The sequence below is a fragment of the Pseudomonas sp. 008 genome, assembly GCF_016861935.1.
GTDB lineage: Bacteria > Pseudomonadota > Gammaproteobacteria > Pseudomonadales > Pseudomonadaceae > Aquipseudomonas.
Window position 1 is genome coordinate 43,357 of the sequence record NZ_BOMA01000017.1, and the last position, 21,371, is coordinate 64,727.

Annotated in this window: 16 protein-coding genes; 10 read left to right on the forward strand and 6 right to left on the reverse strand. The window is 59.2% G+C overall.

The features are described from left to right. Positions 1–2: 2 nt before the first annotated feature. The 5 genes from JUI81_RS27640 (at position 3) to JUI81_RS27660 (ending at position 6,526) form a co-directional block, all read left to right on the forward strand. On the forward strand, positions 3–1,136 hold the full coding sequence (locus tag JUI81_RS27640) for a mannuronate-specific alginate lyase (RefSeq protein ID WP_172901169.1): 1,134 nt from the start codon (positions 3–5) through the stop codon (positions 1,134–1,136). A gap of 254 nt (positions 1,137–1,390) precedes the next feature. Continuing rightward, positions 1,391–2,956 carry an MBOAT family protein gene (locus JUI81_RS27645; protein ID WP_096479572.1) on the forward strand — a complete coding sequence of 522 codons (1,566 nt, stop codon included), beginning with the start codon at positions 1,391–1,393 and terminating at the stop codon, positions 2,954–2,956. A gap of 11 nt (positions 2,957–2,967) precedes the next feature. Further along, the gene (locus tag JUI81_RS27650; RefSeq protein WP_019581114.1) at positions 2,968–4,143 is read left to right on the forward strand and encodes an alginate O-acetyltransferase; all 1,176 of its coding nucleotides are present in this window, start codon (positions 2,968–2,970) and stop codon (positions 4,141–4,143) included. Between the two features lie 15 nt (positions 4,144–4,158). Further along, positions 4,159–4,815: an alginate O-acetyltransferase AlgF gene (locus tag JUI81_RS27655; RefSeq protein WP_019581115.1), complete on the forward strand. Its 657-nt coding sequence runs from the start codon at positions 4,159–4,161 to the stop codon at positions 4,813–4,815. A gap of 259 nt (positions 4,816–5,074) precedes the next feature. Then, positions 5,075–6,526 carry a mannose-1-phosphate guanylyltransferase/mannose-6-phosphate isomerase gene (locus JUI81_RS27660; RefSeq protein WP_204125442.1) on the forward strand — a complete coding sequence of 484 codons (1,452 nt, stop codon included), beginning with the start codon at positions 5,075–5,077 and terminating at the stop codon, positions 6,524–6,526. An 85-nt stretch (positions 6,527–6,611) separates the two neighbouring features. On the opposite strand, the gene JUI81_RS27665 is transcribed toward JUI81_RS27660, so the two are convergent. After that, positions 6,612–9,344 carry an RHS repeat domain-containing protein gene (locus tag JUI81_RS27665; protein ID WP_239077737.1) on the reverse strand — a complete coding sequence of 911 codons (2,733 nt, stop codon included), beginning with the start codon at positions 9,342–9,344 and terminating at the stop codon, positions 6,612–6,614. Positions 9,345–9,500: 156 nt separating this feature from the next. Beyond that, positions 9,501–12,353: an RHS repeat domain-containing protein gene (locus JUI81_RS27670; RefSeq protein ID WP_239077738.1), complete on the reverse strand. Its 2,853-nt coding sequence runs from the start codon at positions 12,351–12,353 to the stop codon at positions 9,501–9,503. Between the two features lie 169 nt (positions 12,354–12,522). Between JUI81_RS27670 and JUI81_RS27675 the strand changes: the two genes are divergently transcribed. From JUI81_RS27675 to JUI81_RS27685, 3 genes are read left to right on the forward strand one after another with little or no spacing between them, the layout of a single operon-like run. Continuing rightward, positions 12,523–12,987, forward strand: a complete 465-nt coding sequence (locus JUI81_RS27675; protein ID WP_019581118.1) for a hypothetical protein — start codon at positions 12,523–12,525, stop codon at positions 12,985–12,987. Positions 12,988–13,019: 32 nt separating this feature from the next. Further along, positions 13,020–13,844: an SDR family oxidoreductase gene (locus JUI81_RS27680; RefSeq protein ID WP_019581119.1), complete on the forward strand. Its 825-nt coding sequence runs from the start codon at positions 13,020–13,022 to the stop codon at positions 13,842–13,844. 47 nt (positions 13,845–13,891) lie between these two features. Then, the gene (locus JUI81_RS27685; protein ID WP_028940322.1) at positions 13,892–14,290 is read left to right on the forward strand and encodes a DUF4440 domain-containing protein; all 399 of its coding nucleotides are present in this window, start codon (positions 13,892–13,894) and stop codon (positions 14,288–14,290) included. 149 nt (positions 14,291–14,439) lie between these two features. Here the strand turns inward: JUI81_RS27685 and JUI81_RS27690 are convergent, their stop codons facing one another. Genes JUI81_RS27690 through JUI81_RS27705 form a run of 4 tightly spaced genes read right to left on the reverse strand, consistent with a single transcriptional unit; the run spans position 14,440 to position 19,270 of the window. Further along, positions 14,440–15,303 (reverse strand): HlyD family secretion protein, encoded by an 864-nt coding sequence (locus JUI81_RS27690; RefSeq protein ID WP_028940321.1) that lies wholly within the window; start codon positions 15,301–15,303, stop codon positions 14,440–14,442. 25 nt (positions 15,304–15,328) lie between these two features. After that, entirely contained in the window at positions 15,329–15,529 is a 201-nt protein-coding gene (locus JUI81_RS27695; RefSeq protein WP_007896379.1) for a DUF1656 domain-containing protein, read from the reverse strand. After that, positions 15,519–17,711, reverse strand: coding sequence for an FUSC family protein (locus JUI81_RS27700; protein ID WP_204125443.1), 2,193 nt, complete (start codon positions 17,709–17,711; stop codon positions 15,519–15,521). Before JUI81_RS27700 ends, JUI81_RS27695 begins: the two co-directional genes overlap by 11 nt. Positions 17,712–17,770: 59 nt before the next feature. Continuing rightward, positions 17,771–19,270, reverse strand: coding sequence for an efflux transporter outer membrane subunit (locus JUI81_RS27705; protein WP_204125444.1), 1,500 nt, complete (start codon positions 19,268–19,270; stop codon positions 17,771–17,773). A 272-nt stretch (positions 19,271–19,542) separates the two neighbouring features. Between JUI81_RS27705 and JUI81_RS27710 the strand changes: the two genes are divergently transcribed. Then, positions 19,543–20,511 (forward strand): LysR family transcriptional regulator, encoded by a 969-nt coding sequence (locus JUI81_RS27710; RefSeq protein ID WP_019581124.1) that lies wholly within the window; start codon positions 19,543–19,545, stop codon positions 20,509–20,511. 334 nt (positions 20,512–20,845) lie between these two features. Beyond that, positions 20,846–21,220, forward strand: coding sequence for a DUF6124 family protein (locus JUI81_RS27715; protein WP_019581125.1), 375 nt, complete (start codon positions 20,846–20,848; stop codon positions 21,218–21,220). Positions 21,221–21,371: the final 151 nt, after the last annotated feature.

Sequence of the window (21,371 nt, forward strand, 5' to 3'; positions counted from 1 at the left end):
TTATGAACTGCATGCAAACCCGAACTTTGAAACAGTTACTCGCGCCTTCCCTGCTGGCTCTGGCGATGTTCGCTGGCGCCACCCAGGCCGCCGCGCCACTGCACCCGCCCCAGGGTTACTTCGCGCCTGTGGATAAATTCAAGACCGGCGACAAGAGCGAAGGCTGCGATGCAATGCCGACGCCCTACACCGGCGCCCTGCAGTTTCGCAGCAAATACGAAGGCTCCGACAAGTCCCGTTCGACCCTGAACGAGGCATCGGAAAAAGCCTTCCGCGACACCACCGCCGACATCACCAAGATCGAGCGTGGCACCAGCAAGCGAGTGATGCAGTTCATGCGTGACGGTCGCCCCGAACAACTGGAATGCACCCTCGACTGGTTGACCGCCTGGGCCAAGGCCGACGCGTTGATGTCCAGGGACTTCAACCACACTGGCAAGTCCATGCGCAAATGGGCGCTGGGCAGCATGGCGTCGTCCTATATCCGCCTGAAATTCTCTGACTCGCACCCACTGGCCACCCACCAGGAAGAGGCGCAGGTGATTGAAGCCTGGTTCAGCAAAATGGCCGACCAGGTGGTCAGCGATTGGGACAACCTGCCGCTCGAACAGACCAACAACCACTCGTATTGGGCCGCCTGGTCGGTGATGGCCACGTCGGTTGCCACCAACCGCCGCGACCTGTTCGACTGGGCCGTGAAGGAGTTCAAGGTCGGCGCTAATCAAATCGACGCCCAAGGCTTCCTGCCTAACGAACTCAAGCGCCAGCAACGCGCCCTCGCCTACCACAACTATGCCCTGCCGCCGCTGGCGATGATCGCCAGTTTCGCCCAGGCCAACGGTGTGGATTTGCGTCAGGAAAACAACGGCGCCTTGAAACGCCTGGGTGATCGCGTACTCGCGGGTGTGCAAGACCCGGATCAATTCGAGAAGAAGAACGGCAAGGATCAGGACATGACCGATCTCAAGATCGACTCGAAATTCGCCTGGCTCGAACCGTTCTGCTCGCTCTACACCTGCGCGCCGAATGTGCTGGAACTCAAGCACAAGATGCAGCCGTTCAAGTCTTTCCGCCTCGGCGGGGACTTGACCAAGGTCTATGACCCGGCCAATGAAAAAGGCAACAAGGGCTCTTAAAGCTCAGCGCTATCCATTGTGGCGAGGGGGCTTGCCCCCGTTGGGGTGCGTAGCGCCCCCAAAACCTGACAGCGCGGTGACTCAGGCATAACGCGTTTACCGGTTTTACGACTGCTTCGCAGCCGAACGGGGGCAAGCCCCCTCGCCACAGGGTCAGTGTCAGGCATGAATTGAGTAATACATCCCCGGATTTTCGTGGGGGGTTTGGGGGGGCCGTTGGCCCTTGACTGTTGGTTAAACATGGAGAGATCGGGATGGTATTTTCATCCAACGTGTTCCTGTTTCTGTTCTTGCCGATCTTTCTCGGCTTGTACTACTTGAGCGGGCAACGCTATCGCAACTTGCTGCTGCTGATCGCCAGCTACGTGTTCTACGCCTGGTGGCGTGTGGACTTCCTTGCGCTGTTCGCAGCCGTCACGCTGTGGAACTACTGGATCGGCCTGAAAGTTGGCGCCGCCGGTGTCCGGACCAAACCGGCCCAACGCTGGCTGCTGCTCGGCGTCGCGGTGGACTTGTGCATCCTGGGCTACTTCAAGTACGCCAACTTCGGCGTGGAGAGCATCAACGCGATGATGACCTCGGTCGGTCTGTCGCCGTTCATCCTGACCCACGTACTGTTGCCGATCGGGATCTCGTTCTACATCTTCGAGTCCATCAGCTACATCATCGACGTTTACCGCGGCGATACCCCGGCCACCCGCAACCTGATCGACTTTGCCGCATTCGTAGCGATCTTCCCGCACTTGATCGCGGGCCCGGTGCTGCGTTTCCGCGACCTGGCCGACCAGTTCAACAACCGTACCCACACCCTCGACAAGTTCTCCGAAGGTGCCACGCGGTTCATGCAGGGTTTCATCAAGAAGGTGTTCATCGCCGACACCCTGGCGGTGGTCGCCGACCATTGCTTCGCCTTGCAGAACCCGACCACGGGCGATGCCTGGCTCGGCGCCCTGGCCTACACCGCGCAGCTGTACTTCGACTTCTCCGGCTACAGCGACATGGCGATTGGCCTGGGCTTGATGATGGGTTTCCGCTTCATGGAAAACTTCAAACAGCCGTACGTCAGCCAGTCGATCACCGAGTTCTGGCGGCGCTGGCACATCAGCCTCTCCACCTGGCTGCGTGACTACCTGTACATCACCCTCGGCGGTAACCGTAAAGGCACGCTGATGACCTATCGCAACCTGTTCCTGACCATGCTGCTCGGTGGTCTGTGGCACGGCGCGAACATCACCTACATCGTCTGGGGCGCCTGGCACGGCATGTGGCTGGCAATCGAAAAAGCCATCGGCCTGAACACCTCGCCGCGCAGCTTCAACCCGATCCGCTGGGTCCTGACCTTCCTGCTGGTGGTGATGGGCTGGGTGATCTTCCGCGCAGAGAACCTGCACGTCGCCGGTCGCATGTACGGCGCAATGTTCAGCTTCGGCGAATGGTCGCTGTCGGAACTCAACCAGGCCAGCCTCACCGGTCTGCAAGTGGCAACCCTGGTGGTGGCTTACGTGACCCTGGCGTTCTTCGGCCTGCGTGATTTCTACACCAACCAGCCGCCAGTCAAGACCAAGCCTGCAGTGAACATCGAAACCGACGGCCCGGCCGCGGCGACGCCTGGAATGATCAAAGCCGTACCGGGCGACAACCCGGCCAGCATCCACCAACCGGGTTACACCGTCGGCGTTGAAGCGACTGTGCAACCGGCCTACTGGACCGCCGATTGGTCCCGTTACGTGATGCGCGCCCTGGTACTGCTGCTGTTCATCGCCTCGATTCTCAAACTCTCGGCGCAAAGCTTCTCGCCGTTCCTTTACTTCCAGTTCTGAGGGATCTGACCATGACCCGCTCATTACGCATCTTCTACATCGCCCTGTTCCTGGTGACCTTGCTGGTCCTGGGCGTGTGGTCGGTACGCAGCTTCTTCGGCTTCAGTACCAACGCCGATGCCACCGTGCTCAACGGACGCTGGACCAAAGCCGTCGAGACGCACTACGACGACGAGTTCCCAATCAAGCGCCTGGGCACCAACCTTTGGGCCGCGCTGGATTTCAAACTGTTCAACGAAGGTCGTCCGGGCGTGGTGCTCGGTCGCGATCAGTGGCTCTACAGCGATGAAGAGTTCCACCCGATCGTCAACGAAGAATTGAACCTGCAAGGCAACTACGCGCTGGTAGAGGGCGTGCGCCAGGAACTGAAAAAGCGAGGCGTGCAACTGGTGATGGCGATTGTTCCGGCCAAGACGCGTCTGTACCCGGAACACCTGGGTGAAGTGAAGCCGGCGAGTATCCACACCAATCTGTACAAGGACTTCCACGCTCGTGTGGCGGCCGACAAGATCCTCGCCCCTGACCTGCTCGGCCCGCTGCAACAAGCCAAGCACGACGGTCAGCAAGTGTTCCTGCGCACCGACACCCACTGGACCCCGGAAGGTGCACAAGTCGCTGCCCAGACCCTGGCCAAAACCATTGCCGACAAGGCTCCGCTCAGTGGCGAACCGCAAAACTTCGTCACCGAACCTGCCGAGAAGGTGACGCACAAGGGTGACCTGCGGTTGTTCCTGCCGCTGGACCCGCTGTTCGAAAACCTGATGCCGGCGCCAGAACCTTTGCAGAAGCGCAACACCGTGGCGGCCCAGGATCAACCGGCCGGTGATGACGCGTTGTTCGCCAACACGGAAGTGCCGGTGGCCCTGATCGGCACCAGCTACAGCGCCAACCCTAACTGGAACTTCGTCGGTGCGCTGAAAGAAGCGCTGCACAGCGACGTGGTCAATTACGCCGAAGACGGCCATGGCCCGATTCTGCCGATGCTCAGCTACCTGAAAAGCGATGCCTTCAAGAACAGCCCGCCACAAGTGCTGATCTGGGAATTCCCTGAACGATATCTGCCTGTGAACAACGAAATCGGTGACGCCGACCCGCAGTGGGTCGCAGAGCTTAAACAAGCCGGCGCGCGCCAACAAAACGTAGCTGTAAACACCAAATCCGAGACGCCCGACCGGGCGCAAAACTGAAAGAGAGGTACACCCATGACTTTCACTACTACTCCTCGCCGTCTCGCCAAGACCTTCGCTCTCGTTGCCGGCATGAGCGTGCTCTCGATGCAGGCTTTTGCCGGTGGCGACGCCGCCCTCTACGGCCCGACCGCACCGAAAGGCTCCACCTTCGTGCGGGTCTACAACGCCGGTAACGCTGAAGTCAGTGCTACAGTCGGCACCACCAACCTGAATGAAGTCGCGCCGCTGTCCAGCACTGACTTCAGCTTCATGCCGGGCGGCGACTACAGCGCCAAGGTCGGTAGCCAGACCCTGCCGGTGAAACTGGCCGGCGATCACTATTACACCCTGGTCAACAACGCCAGCGGCGCACCGCAACTGATCGAAGAACCGCCGTTCAAGAACAAGCAGAAATCCCTGGTACGCGTTCAGAACCTGAGCGACAAGGCCCTGACCCTGAAAACCGCCGACGGCAAGACCGATGTGGTGCCGAACGTGGCTGCGAAGGGCCGTGGCGAGCGTGAAATCAACCCGGTGAAAGTCAGCCTGGCGCTGTACGAAGGCGACAAGAAAGTCGGCGACGTGAAGCCGGTTGCCCTGGAGCGCGGTGAAGCGGCGGTGCTGTACGTCACCGGCAACGGCAGCAGCCTGTCGCCAGTCTGGGTCAAGCGCCCGGTGTCGACGCGCTGATTAATTCATCAGGACGGTGATCACCCTGTAGCAGCTGGCGAAGCCTGCGTCCGACTGCGAAGCAGTCGCAATCCAAGCAACTCGGTCTTTCTGAATGACCGCATTGACGGGATTCACGACGACTACGTCGCCGAACGCAGCCTCGCAGGCTCGGCAGCTGCTACAGAATCGGTGAGCCGATCTGATTACGGAACAAAAACAAGAGTGAAACGACAGAACGTTCGTGGCTCTAACCAATCGATTTTAAAGGAGTAACAACATGATTCCGGTGATCTTGTCAGGTGGTAGTGGCTCACGTCTTTGGCCGCTTTCCCGTAAGCAGTTCCCCAAGCAATTCCTCGCCCTGACCGGCGAACACACGCTGTTCCAGCAAACCCTCGAACGCCTGGTGTTCGAAGGCATGGACACCCCGATCGTGGTCTGCAACAAGGAACACCGTTTCATCGTCAACGAGCAACTGAGCGCCCGCAACCTGGACGTGCAGCGCGTGCTGATGGAACCCTTCGGCCGCAACACCTCGCCAGCAGTGGCCCTGACCGCGATGATGCTGGTCAATGAAGGTCGCGACGAGTTGATGCTGGTGCTGCCGGCCGACCACGTCCTGGAAGACCAGAAAGCCCTGCAACGCGCCCTGGCCCTGGCCACCGTGGCAGCCGAGCGTGGCGAGATGGTGCTGTTCGGCGTGCCGGCGACCAAACCGGAAACCGGTTACGGCTACATCAAATCCACCAACGATGCTTTGCTGCCGGAAGGCGTCAGCCGTGTCTCGCATTTCGTCGAAAAACCCGACGTGAAGCGCGCCACCGAGTTCGTCCAGTCTGGCGGTTACTTCTGGAACAGCGGCATGTTCCTGTTCCGCGCCAGCCGCTTCCTCGAAGAGCTGAAAAAACATGATCCGGACATCTACGACACCTGCGTACTGACACTGGAACGTAGCGCGCAGGATCCTGACACCGTCGATATCGACCCTGCCACCTTCGCCTGCTGCCCGGACAATTCCATCGACTATTCGGTGATGGAGAAGACCCAGCGCGCCTGCGTTGTGCCTCTGACCGCGGGCTGGAGCGATGTCGGTTGCTGGTCGTCGCTGTGGGAAGTCAATGAAAAAGACGCCAACGGCAACGTCACCAAAGGCGATGTGGTCATCCAGGACAGCAAAAACTGCATGATCCATGGCAACGGCAAACTGGTGTCGGTGATCGGCCTGGAAAACATCGTGGTGGTCGAAACCAAGGACGCCATGATGATCGTCCACAAGGACAAGGTCCAAGGCGTCAAACAGATGGTCAACACCCTCAACGAGCAGGGTCGCAGCGAAACCCAGAACCACTGCGAAGTCTATCGCCCGTGGGGCTCCTACGACTCGGTGGACATGGGCGGCCGCTTCCAGGTCAAGCGCATTTCAGTCAAGCCGGGGGCCTGCCTGTCGCTGCAGATGCACCATCACCGCGCCGAACACTGGATCGTGGTCAGCGGTACTGCTGAAGTGACCTGCGACGAAAACGTGTTCCTGCTCACTGAAAACCAGTCGACCTACATCCCGATCGCCTCGGTTCACCGTCTGCGCAACCCGGGCAAGATTCCACTCGAGATCATCGAAGTGCAATCGGGCAGCTATCTGGGTGAAGACGATATCGAGCGCTTTGAAGATATCTACGGTCGCTCGACCCCGGTCGAACGCGGCGTGTCGGTGAAAACCATCGCGCAGTAAACGCCAGGTAAATTAAAAGCCCCCGTCCAGTCCGCTGCGAATCCCCATCCGCAGCGGGTTGGTCGGGGGCTTTTTTTATCCACGGTTATGCAGCCTTGGGAAGTGGTTTTTTATGCCAAGTATTGACCTTTACTGAACCTGGTACTTTGATTTCAAGCGATCTGTGGAACTTTTCGTCGATAGTATCCAGCATTGTTCGTGAGTTCATTATTCCCGCCTGCACCGGTTTGATTCCCGAATTACCCAACAAAAGTGCCTTCAACTCTTTCAATCGGCCTTTAACCATGGGCACCGCCCCTAGATCCGAAGAGTGTTTTGGGTCAAGTACATCGGGCGAAGCAAAAAACTCTACGTTATCGAAATCTTCGCCAAAGGCAGCCTCCAGCGCCGTGTCATCCTCAATATCGTATTCGGCAAAATGTGTCTTTTTTTCGAGAAACCTGCGCTCGTTAACCTCTCCGTTTATAGCCAACAGGAAGAACGTAAACCCCATGTTTCCAGCCTTGGTCCAATCCTTCTCACTTGTATTGCCACCTTTTCCGCCCAACGTCATCACATTACTGTTGACCAGGGAAAAATTTGACTTGATAGCCATATGGGACGGTGCATCCCCCGGACTCATTGGATTGGACGAATAGTGGCGCAAGGTAAACCGCAGGTTTTTGGTCTTTTCAAGCACTGCGGGTGTCGCCTGTGTTGTTTTGAAGTTCAGTTTGCCCTCGGTTATTTCGTTCATCATTGTGTAGGGAGCCACTCTGTCCGTATCGCTGTAATTGGCCTTGTACGATTCAAAAATCTCGATCGCAGTGCGTTCTGCCGACTCGGATATCGAGTCCCTCCCCTGCTCGTCAAAAAAAACCAGCGGGCTATTGCGCACCATTCGGAAAAGATTGAGGCCATCCGCCTCCCACCCTGCCGGATCCGGGCTGGTCCATCGCTGTAACCACGGGATGTAGTAGCGATCCCCATAGTAATAAAGCCCCGTCGCGTCCCGCTCCTTACCCGAATAGCGAATGGTTTTATAGTCGACGTCCGAACCGGTAAACCATGCAGTTTCGCCGAAGGGATAGAAGACTTCCTGACTGATGATCCGTGCGTCGTCGCCCAGTTCCAGGGTGCAGGACTTCAGGTGATCGACCAGGTTGTACCGGTATTGATCGTTGACCCCGGACGGTGGGTCGCTTACCCAGTGCAACACCCGAACCGTATTGAGTCCGGCCTGCACGGTGATGACGTGCAGCACCTCTGCGGTGCCGTTATCGGTGCGCAGTTCCAGATCCGGCAGGTAACGCACTTCGGCTTTCACGGTTCGGGCATTGGTCTGCAATGAACGAATCTTGCGCACTCGCTGGCCGCCGGTATCGTAGAAATAACATTCACAGTCATTGCGTCTGGAGTCACGTTCCACCGGGCTGACCGACTGCAATTGATTGCGCAGGTCCCACGTCAACAACCGCCCCTGATCCAGCTCCAGCAAGTTGCCCTTGGCATCGAATGCCGCGGCGATTTCATTTTCGGTCGGCGGCACCCCGTTGCGATATGGCAAGCAACGATTGCTGTACCGGGCAGCCTTAAGTTCGCGCCCAGGACTTTGGGCACCCACATGTGTCAGCTTCAGCAAATTGCCGCTTTCGTCATGGCTGTAGGTCTGGCGGTAGGTACTGAGCGCCGCGGGATCGTTACGGCCGACGGATGCCGGCCCTTGATTGGCGGCGCCCGCCTCCCAGCCAATCGCCGCGATCAATTGATAAAAACTGTCATACCAGAATCGACTAACGGGTTCGACGCGTTGATTGTTGAAATAACGCACTGGCAACGCCTTGTCTTCGATACTCAGCACATTACCCATGCGGTCATAGTCATAGAGCAGATGTTGCAACTCGCCGGTACGCTCGCTGTGCGCCCGCCGCGTCATCAAGTGACCACTCTCGGCGCAGTACGTAAGTGTTGTTTGTACGTCGTTGCCCGCCACTTCTCGCGTGACTTGTCCGTCGGCGTTGTACTCGATCTCGCGGACCAGTGTTTGCCACGTGAGCTTGCCGGCCAGTTTGAGTTCGCTCTGGCGCAACCGGCCATCACGGGTGAAGTCAAACCTCTGGGTGTTCTGCCGGGCATCGACCATTTCCAGCACATCACCGTGCGGCCCGTAACGCCACGTCGAGATTGCGCCCTCATCTGGTTCCAGTAACGCCTCACGCTCGGCAATCGGCTCGGGCCAATCCGGTGCAACGGCCTCCAAGGTGAAGTGTTGAGCCTGCCTTGTGCACTGGCCAGTGATCGCGAACGACTCAAACAGCACGGTCCCGCCCGGGCTATCCTGGCGAATCAATTCCCCGCATTGGTTATGATCCTGGGCCTCCGGTTCGGCACGACCATACTCCATGCGTTCAGCACAACGTCGTGGTTCGGTGGCCAGGTGTTCGAACACCGCCACGGGCCGAATCAGGTCGTCGTATTCAACCTCGCGTCGTATGCCGCGGCTGTCCCAGCTGAACAGCACCTGATCGGCCAGGCCAAACAGACTGACTGTCGAGCCGGCATCGACACTGTTCGTGCAAACGGGATGGCCAAGCAGCGAATGCACTGTGGTGATGTTGGCGGGGACTGCGGGGTCGTCTTCGTGCAACGCCCACAGGCGCGGATCCCACTGCCTTATCGGAAAACCCGCTGCATCGTGGAGCGTGCGATTGAATCGCGCCTGAGCGGCGATGCCTTCAACCTCACGCCAATAATCAACCGAACAGACGGGCAATCCTCGCGGATCGAAGACAAACACTTTGGGTGTGTTGTAGTGCATTCCCATCGTCGTGGCCGGCATACCCTGGATATCCTTTTTTTGCCAATGGCCATCTAATCGTGGCGCTGACTGCCTGGCTACTGTCAGAAATTACAGTAGCGACCAGCGGTACACACCCTTGAACCACGACTGTCCATTCCCGCAGCGGATTGGGTGTGCCTTTTTTGTCCCGCCGATTTACTGCCTGGCGGTGACAACCTTTTTGCTCATGGTGTTTCTGACCTTGGTACGCTCGAACACATTCACAGAGGACTTCGTTGCGCCAAAAAAACCTCGCCGGGTCGGGGCATACTTTCCGATGGTCGCTGCACCTTGAAGAGTTTGATAATGAATGTTCCACGCCTTTGTTTTTCGGTCGTACCTCATGAAAGCGAACCCGGTTGTCTCTGTGATCACACTGTTGTTTTCATCAACATCAAACCCATAATCGGTAAATTCCATCGATGCGCTGAGCCCCATTCCGTGCTCAGCGGAAGGTAACTTGTTGTATTGCGCATCTTCTTTTGCACCCTCTACGTGCCTCACCCGCAAAACATTGTCATTGAGCTGATCGACCGTCAGCGAACAACCACTGAAACCCGGTGTAAAAACAAACTCGGGGTCCGTGCCTTTGGGATGGACAGGTATGTCTACATACCCTCCCTGCGCAGCCCAATAGCCGGAGACTGCGCTGGATTGTTCAGGAATTTCACCAGCAGCGATATCGACAACCTTGAGGGCATTGAACTCACCCTTCGCCGCGCCGGAATACGTCATCCGCTGCATTGAAAATATAAAACTGGCGCCTTCTTTATTCGCCAGTTGCGAGCTGACTTGCGGTGAATAAGCGACTTTCGTTGACATCAGCAAGTCGGTGTTAACCCCCACATGGCTAAATTCAGGAATCGACAATGCTTTGAGGATATCCGCTGACTGCCCCGTGAATGGCACCATGTGGATAGGTTTTCCCGCATCAACGGGTTTGGCACCCGGCACTTCGCGCTCATTACCCGTGGCGATTACCGGTGCCCGTAAGCCGTTACTCAAGGGCTTTTTCGAAATGGCTCCACTGTCATCAATCAAGCTGACCGGGTTGTTTCGGGTCATCCAATACAGATTCAGTCCATCCACATTCCCCGCGGGGTCAGGATTCAGCCAACGGAACAACCACGGCACGTAGTACCGAAAACCGTAGTAATAGAGCCTCGTCGCATCGCGCTCCTTACCCGAATAGCGAATGGTTTTATTGCCGACGCCAACCACGTCCGAACCGGTAAACCATGCAGTTTCGCCGAAGGGATAGAAGACTTCCTGACTGATGATGCGTGCGTCGTCGCCCAGTTCCAGGGTGCAGGACTTCAGGTGATCGACCAGGTTGTACCGGTATTGATCGTTGACCCCGGACGGTGGGTCGCTTTCCCAGTGCAACACCCGAACCGTATTGAGTCCGGCCTGCACGGTGATGACGTGCAGCACCTCTGCGGTGCCGTTATCGGTGCGCAGTTCCAGATCCGGCAGGTAACGCACTTCGGCTTTCACGGTTCGGGCATTGGTCTGCAATGAACGAATCTTGCGCACTCGCTGGCCGCCGCTATCGTAGAAATAACATTCACAGTCATTACGTCCGGATTTACGTTCCACCGGGCTGACCGACTGCAATTGATTGCGCAGGTCCCACGTCAACAGCCGCCCCTGATCCAGCTCCAGCAAATTGCCCTTGGCATCGAATGCCGCGGCGATTTCATTTTCGGTCGGCGGCACCCCGTTGCGGTATGGCAAGCAACGATTGCTGTACCGGGCAGCCTTAAGTTCGCGCCCAGGACTTTGGGCACCCACATGTGCCAGCTTCAGCAAATTGCCGCTTTCGTCATGGCTGAAGGTTTGGTGGTAGTTACCGAGCGCAGCAGGATCGTTACGGCCGACGGATGCCGGCCCTTGATTGGGGGCGCCCGCCTCCCAGCCAATTGCCGCGATCAATTGATAAAAACTGTCATAGCTGTATCGACAAACGGGTTCGACGCGTTGATTGTTGAAATAACGCACCGCCAGCGCCTTGTCTTCGATACTCAGCACATTACCCATGCGGTCATAGTCATAGAGCAGATGTTGCAACTCGCCGGTACGCTCGCTGTGCGCCCGCCGCGTCATCAAGTGACCACTCTCGGCGCAGTACGTAAGTGTTGTTTGTACGTCGTTGCCCGCCACTTCTCGCGTGACTTGTCCGTCGGCGTTGTACTCGATCTCGCGGACCAGCGCTTGCCACGTGAGCTTGCCGGCCAGTTTGAGTTCGCTCTGGCGCAACCGACCATCACGGGTGAAGTCAAACCTCTGGGTGTTCTGCCGGGCATCGACCATCTCCAGCACATCACCGTGCGGCCCGTAACGCCACGTCGAGATTGCGCCCTCATCTGGTTCCAGTAACGCCTCACGCTCGGCAATCGGCTCGGGCCAATCCGGGGCAACGGCCGCTAAAGTGAAGTGTTGAGCCTGCCTTGTGCACTGGCCAGTGATCGCGAACGACTCAAACAGCACGGTCCCGCCCGGGCTATCCTGGCGAATCAATTCCCCGCATTGGTTATGATCCTGGGCCTCCGGTTCGGCACGAACATACTCCATGCGTTCAGCACAACGTCGTGGTTCGGTGGCCAGGTGTTCGAACACCGCCACGGGCCGAAGCAGGTCGTCGTATTCAACCTCGCGTCGTATCCCGCGACTGTCCCAGCTGAACAGCACCTGATCGGCCAGGCCTAACAGACTGACTGTCGAGCCGGCATCGACACTGTTCGTGCAAACGGGATGGCCAAGCAGCGAATGCACTGTCGTAAGATTGGCAGGGACTGCAGGGTCGTCCTTGTGCAACGCCCACAGCCGAGGGTCCCACTGTTTTATCGGGAAACCCGCGGCATCGTGGAGCGTGCGATTGAATCGCGCCTGAGCGGCGATGCCTTCAACCTCACGCCAATAATCAACCGAACAGACGGGCAATCCTCGCGGATCGAAGACAAACACTTTGGGTGTGTTGTAGTGCATTCCCATCGTCGAGGCCGGCATGCCCTGGATGTCCTTTTTTTGCCAATGGCCATCTAATCGTGGCGCTTACTGCCTGGCTACTGTCAGAAATTACAGTAGCGACCAGCGGTAGATGCCCCTTGAACCGCGAATGTCCATTCCCGCGGCCCTTCGGTAGGATGGTGGTCATGAGTTCAAGGAGCGTTAAAACATGTTCATCGGCGTCTTGCTGGTCATTACCTGGCTGATCCTGTTGCTGCGCTACCCGGCCAAGGCCGTGCCGGTTTCCGTGGCGGCCGCTGTCGGATTGGGCCTGGTGGCAACGTGGGTGTTCTGGATGGACAACCGCGAAATCAAGCAACTGGCACGCCTTGAGCTGCGCATCACTTACGCACCCGAGCACTGTCCCGCAGACCGGCCGTTGAAGTTGACAATGAAAAACGGCAACGACGTGCCACTGACCGAGTTGCGCTGGCGCATCGCGGCGTATGCGCCGGGCGATACGGTGAACCTGGCCGACAATCAATACGCTGCGCCACGTTATCGCGGCCCCGGTGAATTGCAGGCCGGCGGCAGTTGGGAAGACTGCTTGCCGCTACCGCCCTTGCGCCCCGGCTACCGCCCGCAAACCCTGGAATTTCGCGCTGAACGGTTGCAGGGTAGTTTCTCCGACTGATCCCACTTTTTCTTTTGCACAAGGACCGCGCCATGCCTGTTGCGTTGATTACCGGTTGCTCCAGCGGCATTGGCCGCGCACTTGCCGACACCTTCAAAAATGCCGGTTACGAAGTCTGGGCCAGTGCCCGCAAGGCTGAAGACGTGGCAGCACTCACCGCCGCCGGTTTCACCGCCGTGCAGCTGGACGTTAACGATGGCCCGGCCCTCGAACAGCTGAGCGAGCGGATCAACCAGCAACGCGGCGGCCTCGATGTGCTGATCAACAATGCCGGTTATGGTGCCATGGGGCCGCTACTCGATGGCGGCGTGCCGGCCATGCAGCGCCAGTTCGAAACCAACGTGTTTGCGATTGTCGGCGTCACTCGCGCGATGTTCCCGGTACTGCGTCGCGCCCGGGGGCTGGTGATAAACATCGGCAGCGTTTCCGGGGTTCTGGTCACGCCGTTTGCCGGTGCCTACTGCGCCTCGAAAGCCGCCGTGCATGCCTTGAGCGATGCGTTGCGCATGGAACTGGCGCCGTTCGGCGTGCGGGTCATGGAAGTTCAGCCTGGGGCCATCGCCTCCAGCTTCGCGAAGAATGCCGGCCACGAAGCCGAGCAACTGATCACCGAACAATCACCGTGGTTTCCACTGCGTGAAGGTATTCGTGCACGGGCCAAGGCCTCTCAAGATAAACCAACGCCGGCCAGTGAATTTGCCGCTGGTTTACTGAAGGCAGTACAGCAGAGCAAAACGCCGCGTCTGGTGCGTTTGGGTAACGGCAGCCGGGCGTTGCCGTTGATGGCGGGGTTATTGCCAAAAGGGTTGCTGGAGTCGGGGTTGATGAAGCGGTTCGGGTTGCGCGGGCAGCTCTGAGACCGCGAAGGCGTCAGAACAAAACTTTCAGACTTTCAGGAAACAGCATGACCGACTACACCGAATACTTTGACGAAGTGATCCAGGCCCACGTAGCCATCGAGCAATGGTTGGCCGAGGAGCGGGACGAGGCCGAGCTTGAGCAATTGCTGACGCGTTTTTCACCGCAGTTTTCCATGGTCTCGCCGTTGGGCCGGGTACTGGATTTCGAGGCGTTGAATGAATTGTTTCTGCTCGCGGGCGGGAAGAAGCTCGGGTTCAGGATTGAGCTCAGCGAGTTGCGAGGTGTTGCGCTGTATGACGGTGGCGCAGTGGTCAGTTACCGCGAGCAACAGACCGATGCGACGGGGCTGCATTCGGATCGGCGGTCCTCGGTGGTGTTTGAGAAACAGGCCGATGGCAAGGTGGTTTGGCGGCATTTGCATGAGACGTTTTGCCAAGGCTGACACGGCCACTTTTTGTGGCGAGGGGGCTTGCCCCCGTTCGGCGGCGCAGCCGTCGCAAGGCTGATTCCGCGGTGTGTCTGACCGTACCGGTTTGCAGATTTTTGGGGGCTGCTGCGCAGCCCAACGGGGGCAAGCCCCCTCGCCACAGGTTATTCGCCAGCCGGGGGGGTCACCACCACCGTACACGTAATCCCCGCCGCCAACAGCACGCCCTCCGGCACTTCATCAATATGAATCCTTACTGGCACCCGCTGCGCCAGACGCACCCAGTTAAAAGTCGGATTCACATCAGCGATCAGCTCGCGGCTTTCCGGATTATCGCGGTCGTAGATGCCGCGAGAAATACTTTCCACGTGGCCCTTGAGCACTTCGCCACTCATCAATTGCATGTCGGCTTTATCGCCCACGCGAACATGCGGCAGTTTGGTTTCTTCGAAGAAGCCATAAACCCAGAACGAGTTCATGTCGACCACCGCCATTTTCGCTTCGCCGATGCGCGCATAGTCACCGCGATGGACATTGAGGTTGGTGACGTAGCCGTCCACCGCCGCCCGCACTTCGGTGCGTTGGAGGTTCAGTTCGGCGGCTTCCAGTTGCGCTTGTGCGTTCTGGTAATCGGCCAGGGCCGAGTCGGCGATGTTGGTGGCGTCGTCGCGATTTTCCCGGGAGATCACCAGGTTGTCGAGGTCGGCGCGGCGATGGGCGTTGACCTTGCGCATCTCCCACGTGGCCTTGCGCGAGGCCACCAGGCTCTGCGCCTGTTTCACCGCGAGACGGTAGTGCTCGGGGTCGATGCGCATCAGCAAGTCGCCCTTTTTCACCAACTGGTTATCGCGCACCGGCACCTCCACCACCTCACCGGTCACGTCGGCGGCGACGTTGATGATGTCGGCGCGCACCCGGCCGTCACGGGTCCAGGGCGTGTTCATGTAATGCACCCACAAGGTCCGGCCGATCCACAGGGCAAGGGCCAGCACCAGCAGGGTCGCGAGCAGGCTGAAAAGCTTTTTCATCAAGGCCTTCTTCAGTGATAGAGAGTCAACGGTAGACAGTCAGCGCCAAAGCGCCGAACAGACAGGTAAACAGGCTCAGGCGCAGCAGCGCCGGGTGCCAGAAGAAACGGTACAGATCGAACCCGGACAAGAACCGGTCAAGCGCCCAGGCCAGCGCCGCCGCAATGAAAAACATCAGGGTCATGGTCGGCATGTACACGCCGTGGAAGGCGATTTCACGAGGCATGTTCAAGTCCTTGGGGCTTGGCAATGGTGTATGAGGCCAGCGGCGATTGCGGGTCGAGCAACGAGGTGCGGATGAAGTGCAGGTAGCTCTTCACCCGGCGCAAGGCAGAGGTATCGAAGTGTGGCGCGAAGGGTTCGTCGGTGGCCTGCACGCGGCCGATCGCGTGGTCGACGGCGACCAGCGCCCGCTCCAGATTGCTCTGGCCCGGTTGCAGAAACAGCCGCACCAGCGAACGCCCCATCACCCGTATGGACTGGCGCCATGGCTGGGATTCGGCATACGCCGGGTGCACCGGCAGAATCGCTTGTTCCTTACGCAGTTCGATAATCGCGTGGCCGACTTCCAGCACCACCAACATCCAGCGCAACAAGTCCCGTTGCACCTGCGGCTGCCCCACTGCAAGGCCGTAGGCCTGATGCAGCAAGTCCCGCGTGCGGCTTTCGAAACTCGACGCCAGCCCTTTGAGTTTGCCGCTGATGGCGTACACCACTTGCCCGCGCAAGTCCTGCTCCAGCCGCCGCCACAACCAGCGGCTGTTGGGCGGCAGAATGATTGCCCCGGCCGCCGCGCACACCAGCATGCCCATCACCATGGCGATGTAGTCGTTGATGAAGGCGTAAGGGTTGTAGACCGTAAGGTTGTCCGGCACCGAACCGGTGCTGAAGAAGATCAGCAACCCCAGGCCGACACCGGCGTATTGCGGCCGAGAAGTGAGGAACGAGCCGAGCACGATCACCGGCGCGAGCATCACGCAAAGCAATGGAAAACCGTCGATCCAGGGAAAGATAAAAAACATCTCGACGAAGCCGATCAGCGCCCCGAGCAAGGTCCCGCAGGCCATCTGAAACGCCATGCGCTTGGGGTTCGGTGTCGCCGCTGAAAGGCCGACGGTGGCGGCGGCGATCAGGGTCATGGTCGCCCCGCTCGGCCACGCGGTGGCCACCCAATAGCTGCCGAGCACCACAAGGATGAACGCGGCGCGAATCCCCGACGCGGCCGAGGCCAGCCAATTGGTTTGCGGGGTGAAGGGTTCGTCCCAACGCTCCCGTTCGTGGCTGTGATCGGCCAGGGACGCGTGGGTCTGTGCATAACTGTGCAAGTCGTCGACGAAGCGATAAAGCAGTTCGTAGGCGGTGTGAAAATCCAACTGCTCGGCGTCGCTCGGATCGCTCTCCTGAAAGCTCGCCCGCAACTTGCGCACCCGCGCCGGCAAGTTGTCCTTGTAGATCGCCAAGGCGCTGGCCAGGCGAGCGGCATCAGGGCTGGTCAACGCACGACCGCTGAAACCGTCGAGCACTTCGGCCAGGTCCTGCAACCCTGGTTTGATCGCCGCGACAACATGATCGGCGCCGCTGCCGCGCAGGCGCTCGAGCAACTGATGCAGGGCATTGAAGCGTGTGGTGACGCCCATGAACTCGCTGTTCAAACGACTGAGTCGCCCGTTGCGTCGACGCATATGCGGGTCTTCGAACACCGTGACACTGCGCAATCCTTCCAGGCCCACCGCTTCGGCGATGAACCGAACGTTGCTTGCTTCAAACGCTTCGCGCCGACTGCGACCGCGCAAGCCATCAGTAACGAACAACGCAAACACACCGAAGCGTTGATACAACGCATTGCGCATCGCCGCACTGGCGGTTTGCGGCAGGATCGCGGCGCTGACCAGCGTCGAGCAGAGAATCCCCAGGGAGATTTCCAGCACTCGCCAGACCGCAGCCATGAATGCGCCGTCCGGGTGAGCCAGAGCGGGCAGCCCAACCATCGCCGCCGTATAACCGGCGAGCACAAATCCATAGGCGCGGAAGTTGCGACAACGCGCTGCGCCAGCCGTGCACAGGCCGACCCAGATCGCCAGCGAGCCGAGGAACAGTTCGGTGTTCTGCGCGAACAAGGCAATCAGCGCGACCATCACCGCCGACCCGGCCAACGTGCCGAGGAAGCGATAGAAACTCTTGGCGAACACCTGGCCGCTTTGCGGTTGCATGACGATGAACACGGTGATCATCGCGGTGCGCGGTTGCGGCAATTCAAGACGCATGGCCAGCCACAGCGTGAGGAATGCGGCGAACAGCACCTTGAAAATGTAGACCCAAGTCACGCCGTCGCTGCGCGCCCAGTCGAAGAAACCCCGGCGCCATTCAAGGGAATACAGCCAGCGCAAAGGTGCGGGCAAGGGAGTCATGAAATTTTGCTCAATGGTCTAGGGCTTGAGGAACTGTGGGTGTGCCTGAAACGTCGTGCTCACTTCAAAAGGCTCGGGGTTTTCGGGGGCTGGGTTTTCTCGGCTCTCGGGACGTCGTCGCCCGCATCGAGTCCGCCGCCGAGCGCCGTCACCAACTCCGCATGAGCACTCAACCGCGCAGCCTGAACCTGCTGCTGCACTTGCTGTTGCTTGAACAACAAGGTCTGCGCATTGAGTACGTTGAGGTAATCGGTGAGCCCACGTTGATAGGCGATCATCGCGATGTCGTAGGTCTTCTGCGCCGTGGCCACCGATTCGGCGGCGAACGTTTGCTGCTTGTCCATCGACTCGCGGCGGATCAACTGGTCGGAGATGTTCTTCAGCGCATTGACCAGCGTCTGGTTGTATTTGGCCACGGCGATGTCATAACCGGCCGAGGCTTCACCCAACTCGGAACGCAAACGGCCGCCATCGAAAATCGGCAATGTAATCGCAGGCCCCACGCTGTAGTTGAGCTTCTTGCCGGTCAGGAACTCCAGCACACCGCCGCCAGTGGCCATGTAACCGAGGCTGCCGACCAGATCGACGTTGGGGTAGAAACCTGCGTGAGCGACATCGATGCCCCGCGCCTGGGCCGCCACTTGCCAACGACTGGCAACCACGTCCGGGCGTTGCCCGAGCAATTGCGCCGGCAGCGACGACGGTAACTTCAGCGCCGTCCCCAACGACAGCGTCGGCCGTTGCAACTGCGCGCCCTGCCCCGGCCCCTTACCGGCCAAGGCCGCGAGCTGGTTACGGCTGAGGGCGATTTCTTCATCCAGCGCATCGAGTTGGCGATGGGTTTCCGGTAGCGGCGTTTCGGCCTGGCTGACTTCGAAGTGCGTGCCGATGCCACCGTCCAGGCGTTTTTGCGCCAGGTCGAGGATTTGCTGTTGCTGCTTCAAGGTCGCCGCGACGATGTCCCGTTGCGCGTAATGCAACGAGAGTTCGATGTAGGCACGCACGATGTTGTTCTGCAATTCGAGCTGGGCCTGCCGTGCTTCGGCAGCGCTCATGTGCGCCATGTCCACCGCTTGCTCGGTGGCGTTGCTTTCGCGCCCCCAGAGGTCGAGGGCATAGCTGAAGCCCAGCGCGGCGTTGTTGTCCCAAGTGGTGGTGTTGGCCAACTCACCGGGGCCGTAGAACTGATCGGTGGGCCAGTTGTGGCGTTTGAGGGTCGACTGGCCATTGATCTGCAGCGACTCGGCGGACTCGGCAATACCCGCCATGGACCGGGCCTGACGCACTCGCGCGGCGGCCATGGCCATGTTCGGACTATCTCGCAGGGCGAGGGAGATCCAGCGGTTCAGTTGCGGGTCGCCGTAGGCTTGCCACCATTGGGCGGTGGGCCAGTGAGCGTCCCGGGCGGCGCTCTGGATGGCTTCGTCGGTGGCCAATGAATTGGCCTCCAGTGCCTTGCCTTGTGGGGCAATACCGCCGGTTCCGATGCAGCCGCTGATTGCCAGGGTTAAAGCCAAAACACTGAGCGTCTTGAGCGCTCTGTTGATGCGACGCGGCACTGCTGCAAATTCCTGAAAGGGGGGAGAGTCACGAGATCCTGTAGGAGCCGGCTTGCTGGCGATGGGAACGCCGCGGTCTATCTGAAGACCGCAGTGATGCCATCGCCAGCAAGCCGGCTCCTACAGTCGGCGCAATTCTAGGGGTGGGCCTTGTTGGCGATAAGCCGGGAATCTTGTGAATCTTTGTTACCGTTAACGAGATAATCCCTTGGTCGGGGTCTCAGTCTCTGAAACTTCGTGTCACAATTTGCCATCCGCCAAGAGAGCACCCCATGGACACTTTGCAAAACATGCGCGCCTTCAGTTACGTGGCCGAGGCCGGCAGCTTCACCGCCGCCGCCGTACAACTGGACACCACCACGGCCAATGTCTCGCGCGCGGTCTCCAACCTGGAAGCCCACCTGCAAACCCGCCTGCTCAACCGCACCACCCGGCGCATTGCCCTGACCGAAGCGGGCAAGCGCTATCTGTTGCGCTGCGAGCAGATCCTGGCCTATGTCGAAGAAGCCGAAGCCGAGGCCAGTGACGCCCACGCGCGCCCGGCCGGGCAGCTCAAGGTGCACACCATGACCGGCATCGGTCAGCACTTCGTGATCGACGCCATCGCTCGCTACCGCAAGACCCACCCCGACGTGACCTTCGACCTGACCATGGCCAACCGTGTGCCGGACTTGCTCGACGAGGGCTACGACGTGTCCATCGTGCTCGCCAGCGAACTGCCCGACTCGGGCTTCGTCTCCCAGCGTTTGGGCATCACCTACAGCATCGTTTGCGCATCCCCCGCCTATGTAAAAGCCAACGGCTGCGCGCAGAAGCCCAGCGATTTGCTCAATCACATGTGCTTGCGCCTGGTGAGCCCGGTGATCCCCCTGGAAAAGTGGGCCTTCGACGGCCCGGAAGGCCAGGAAATGGTCACCATCAACAGCTCACCGTTCTTGGTGAACTCCGCTGACGCGATGAAGACAGCGATCACCAGTGGCATGGGCGTTGGTGTGTTGCCGGTGTATGCGGCGATTGAAGGGCTGCGCAACGGTACGCTGGTACGGGTGATGCCAAAGTACCGCTCGCAGGAATTGAACCTGTATGCGATTTACCCGTCGCGGCAGTATCTGGACGCGAAGATCAAGACGTGGGTCGAGTATTTGCGCGGGTCGTTGCCGGAGATTCTGGCGGCGCATCAGGCGGAATTGGCGGCGTATGAGTTGAGTGGGAGCTTGGGTGGGGCTCGGGTGGCGAACTGATTTCACGGTCCTACAGACGCGGTGATTTTTGGGGAGGTTTCCGACAAGTTTTGGCTGTTGTTGCGTCGGAAGCGAAGTGGGTAGGCTTTGTGGGTCGCTGCAAAATCAGCGATCAGGTCTGGAAAACCTGGCGAACACTGACCACACCCCATGGCATACTGCGGCGCTTTTTACTGCACGCAATCCTTGTTATGGCGGCTGTGCGCGGGAGACCTTCGGGTCTGCCGGGTTTTGGTGGGTGTTCCGGTTTTTCCAGTCCGCGCACAGCTGCCACCCTTTCGTCTGGAAAACGAAAGATGGCAGTTCCACTTCATCTGCCAATGAGTACTTCCGCATGATTAAAGAAACACCGAACCCTCCGGAAACCGACGACGTTTCGCCCTACGAATCTCTCGATTCCAAAAAACTCAACGAAGCCGCCGAACGCGCGCTCGACCACTACCTCAAGCCCACTCCGAAAAAACCAGAAGGCCGCAAGCCAAGCAGGATGTTTCAGGTTGCGCCGGACATGGACAACGAAAGCCTGCTGGCCCATGTCTGCGAATCCCTGGCCTCGGCCAGCGTCATGACCAGCGACATCGCAGCCTACGTCGATGCCCCGCAGCGGTATACGATCCTGGCGATTCAGCAGGTCATCATGTTGGCCGAGCTGGCAGTGAACCGAGTACTGGATAACGTCGACGTACCGAAGCCTGCGCCACACAGCTGACCCGTTGTAGGAGCGAGGCCGTGGCGAGGGGGCTTTCCCCCGTTTGAGTGCGTAGCACTCACAATATCTTTGGACCACCAGAGATTTTGGGGCTGCTTCGCAGCCCAACGGGGGCAAGCCCCCTCGCCACAGGTCGCGCCTACAGTTTTGG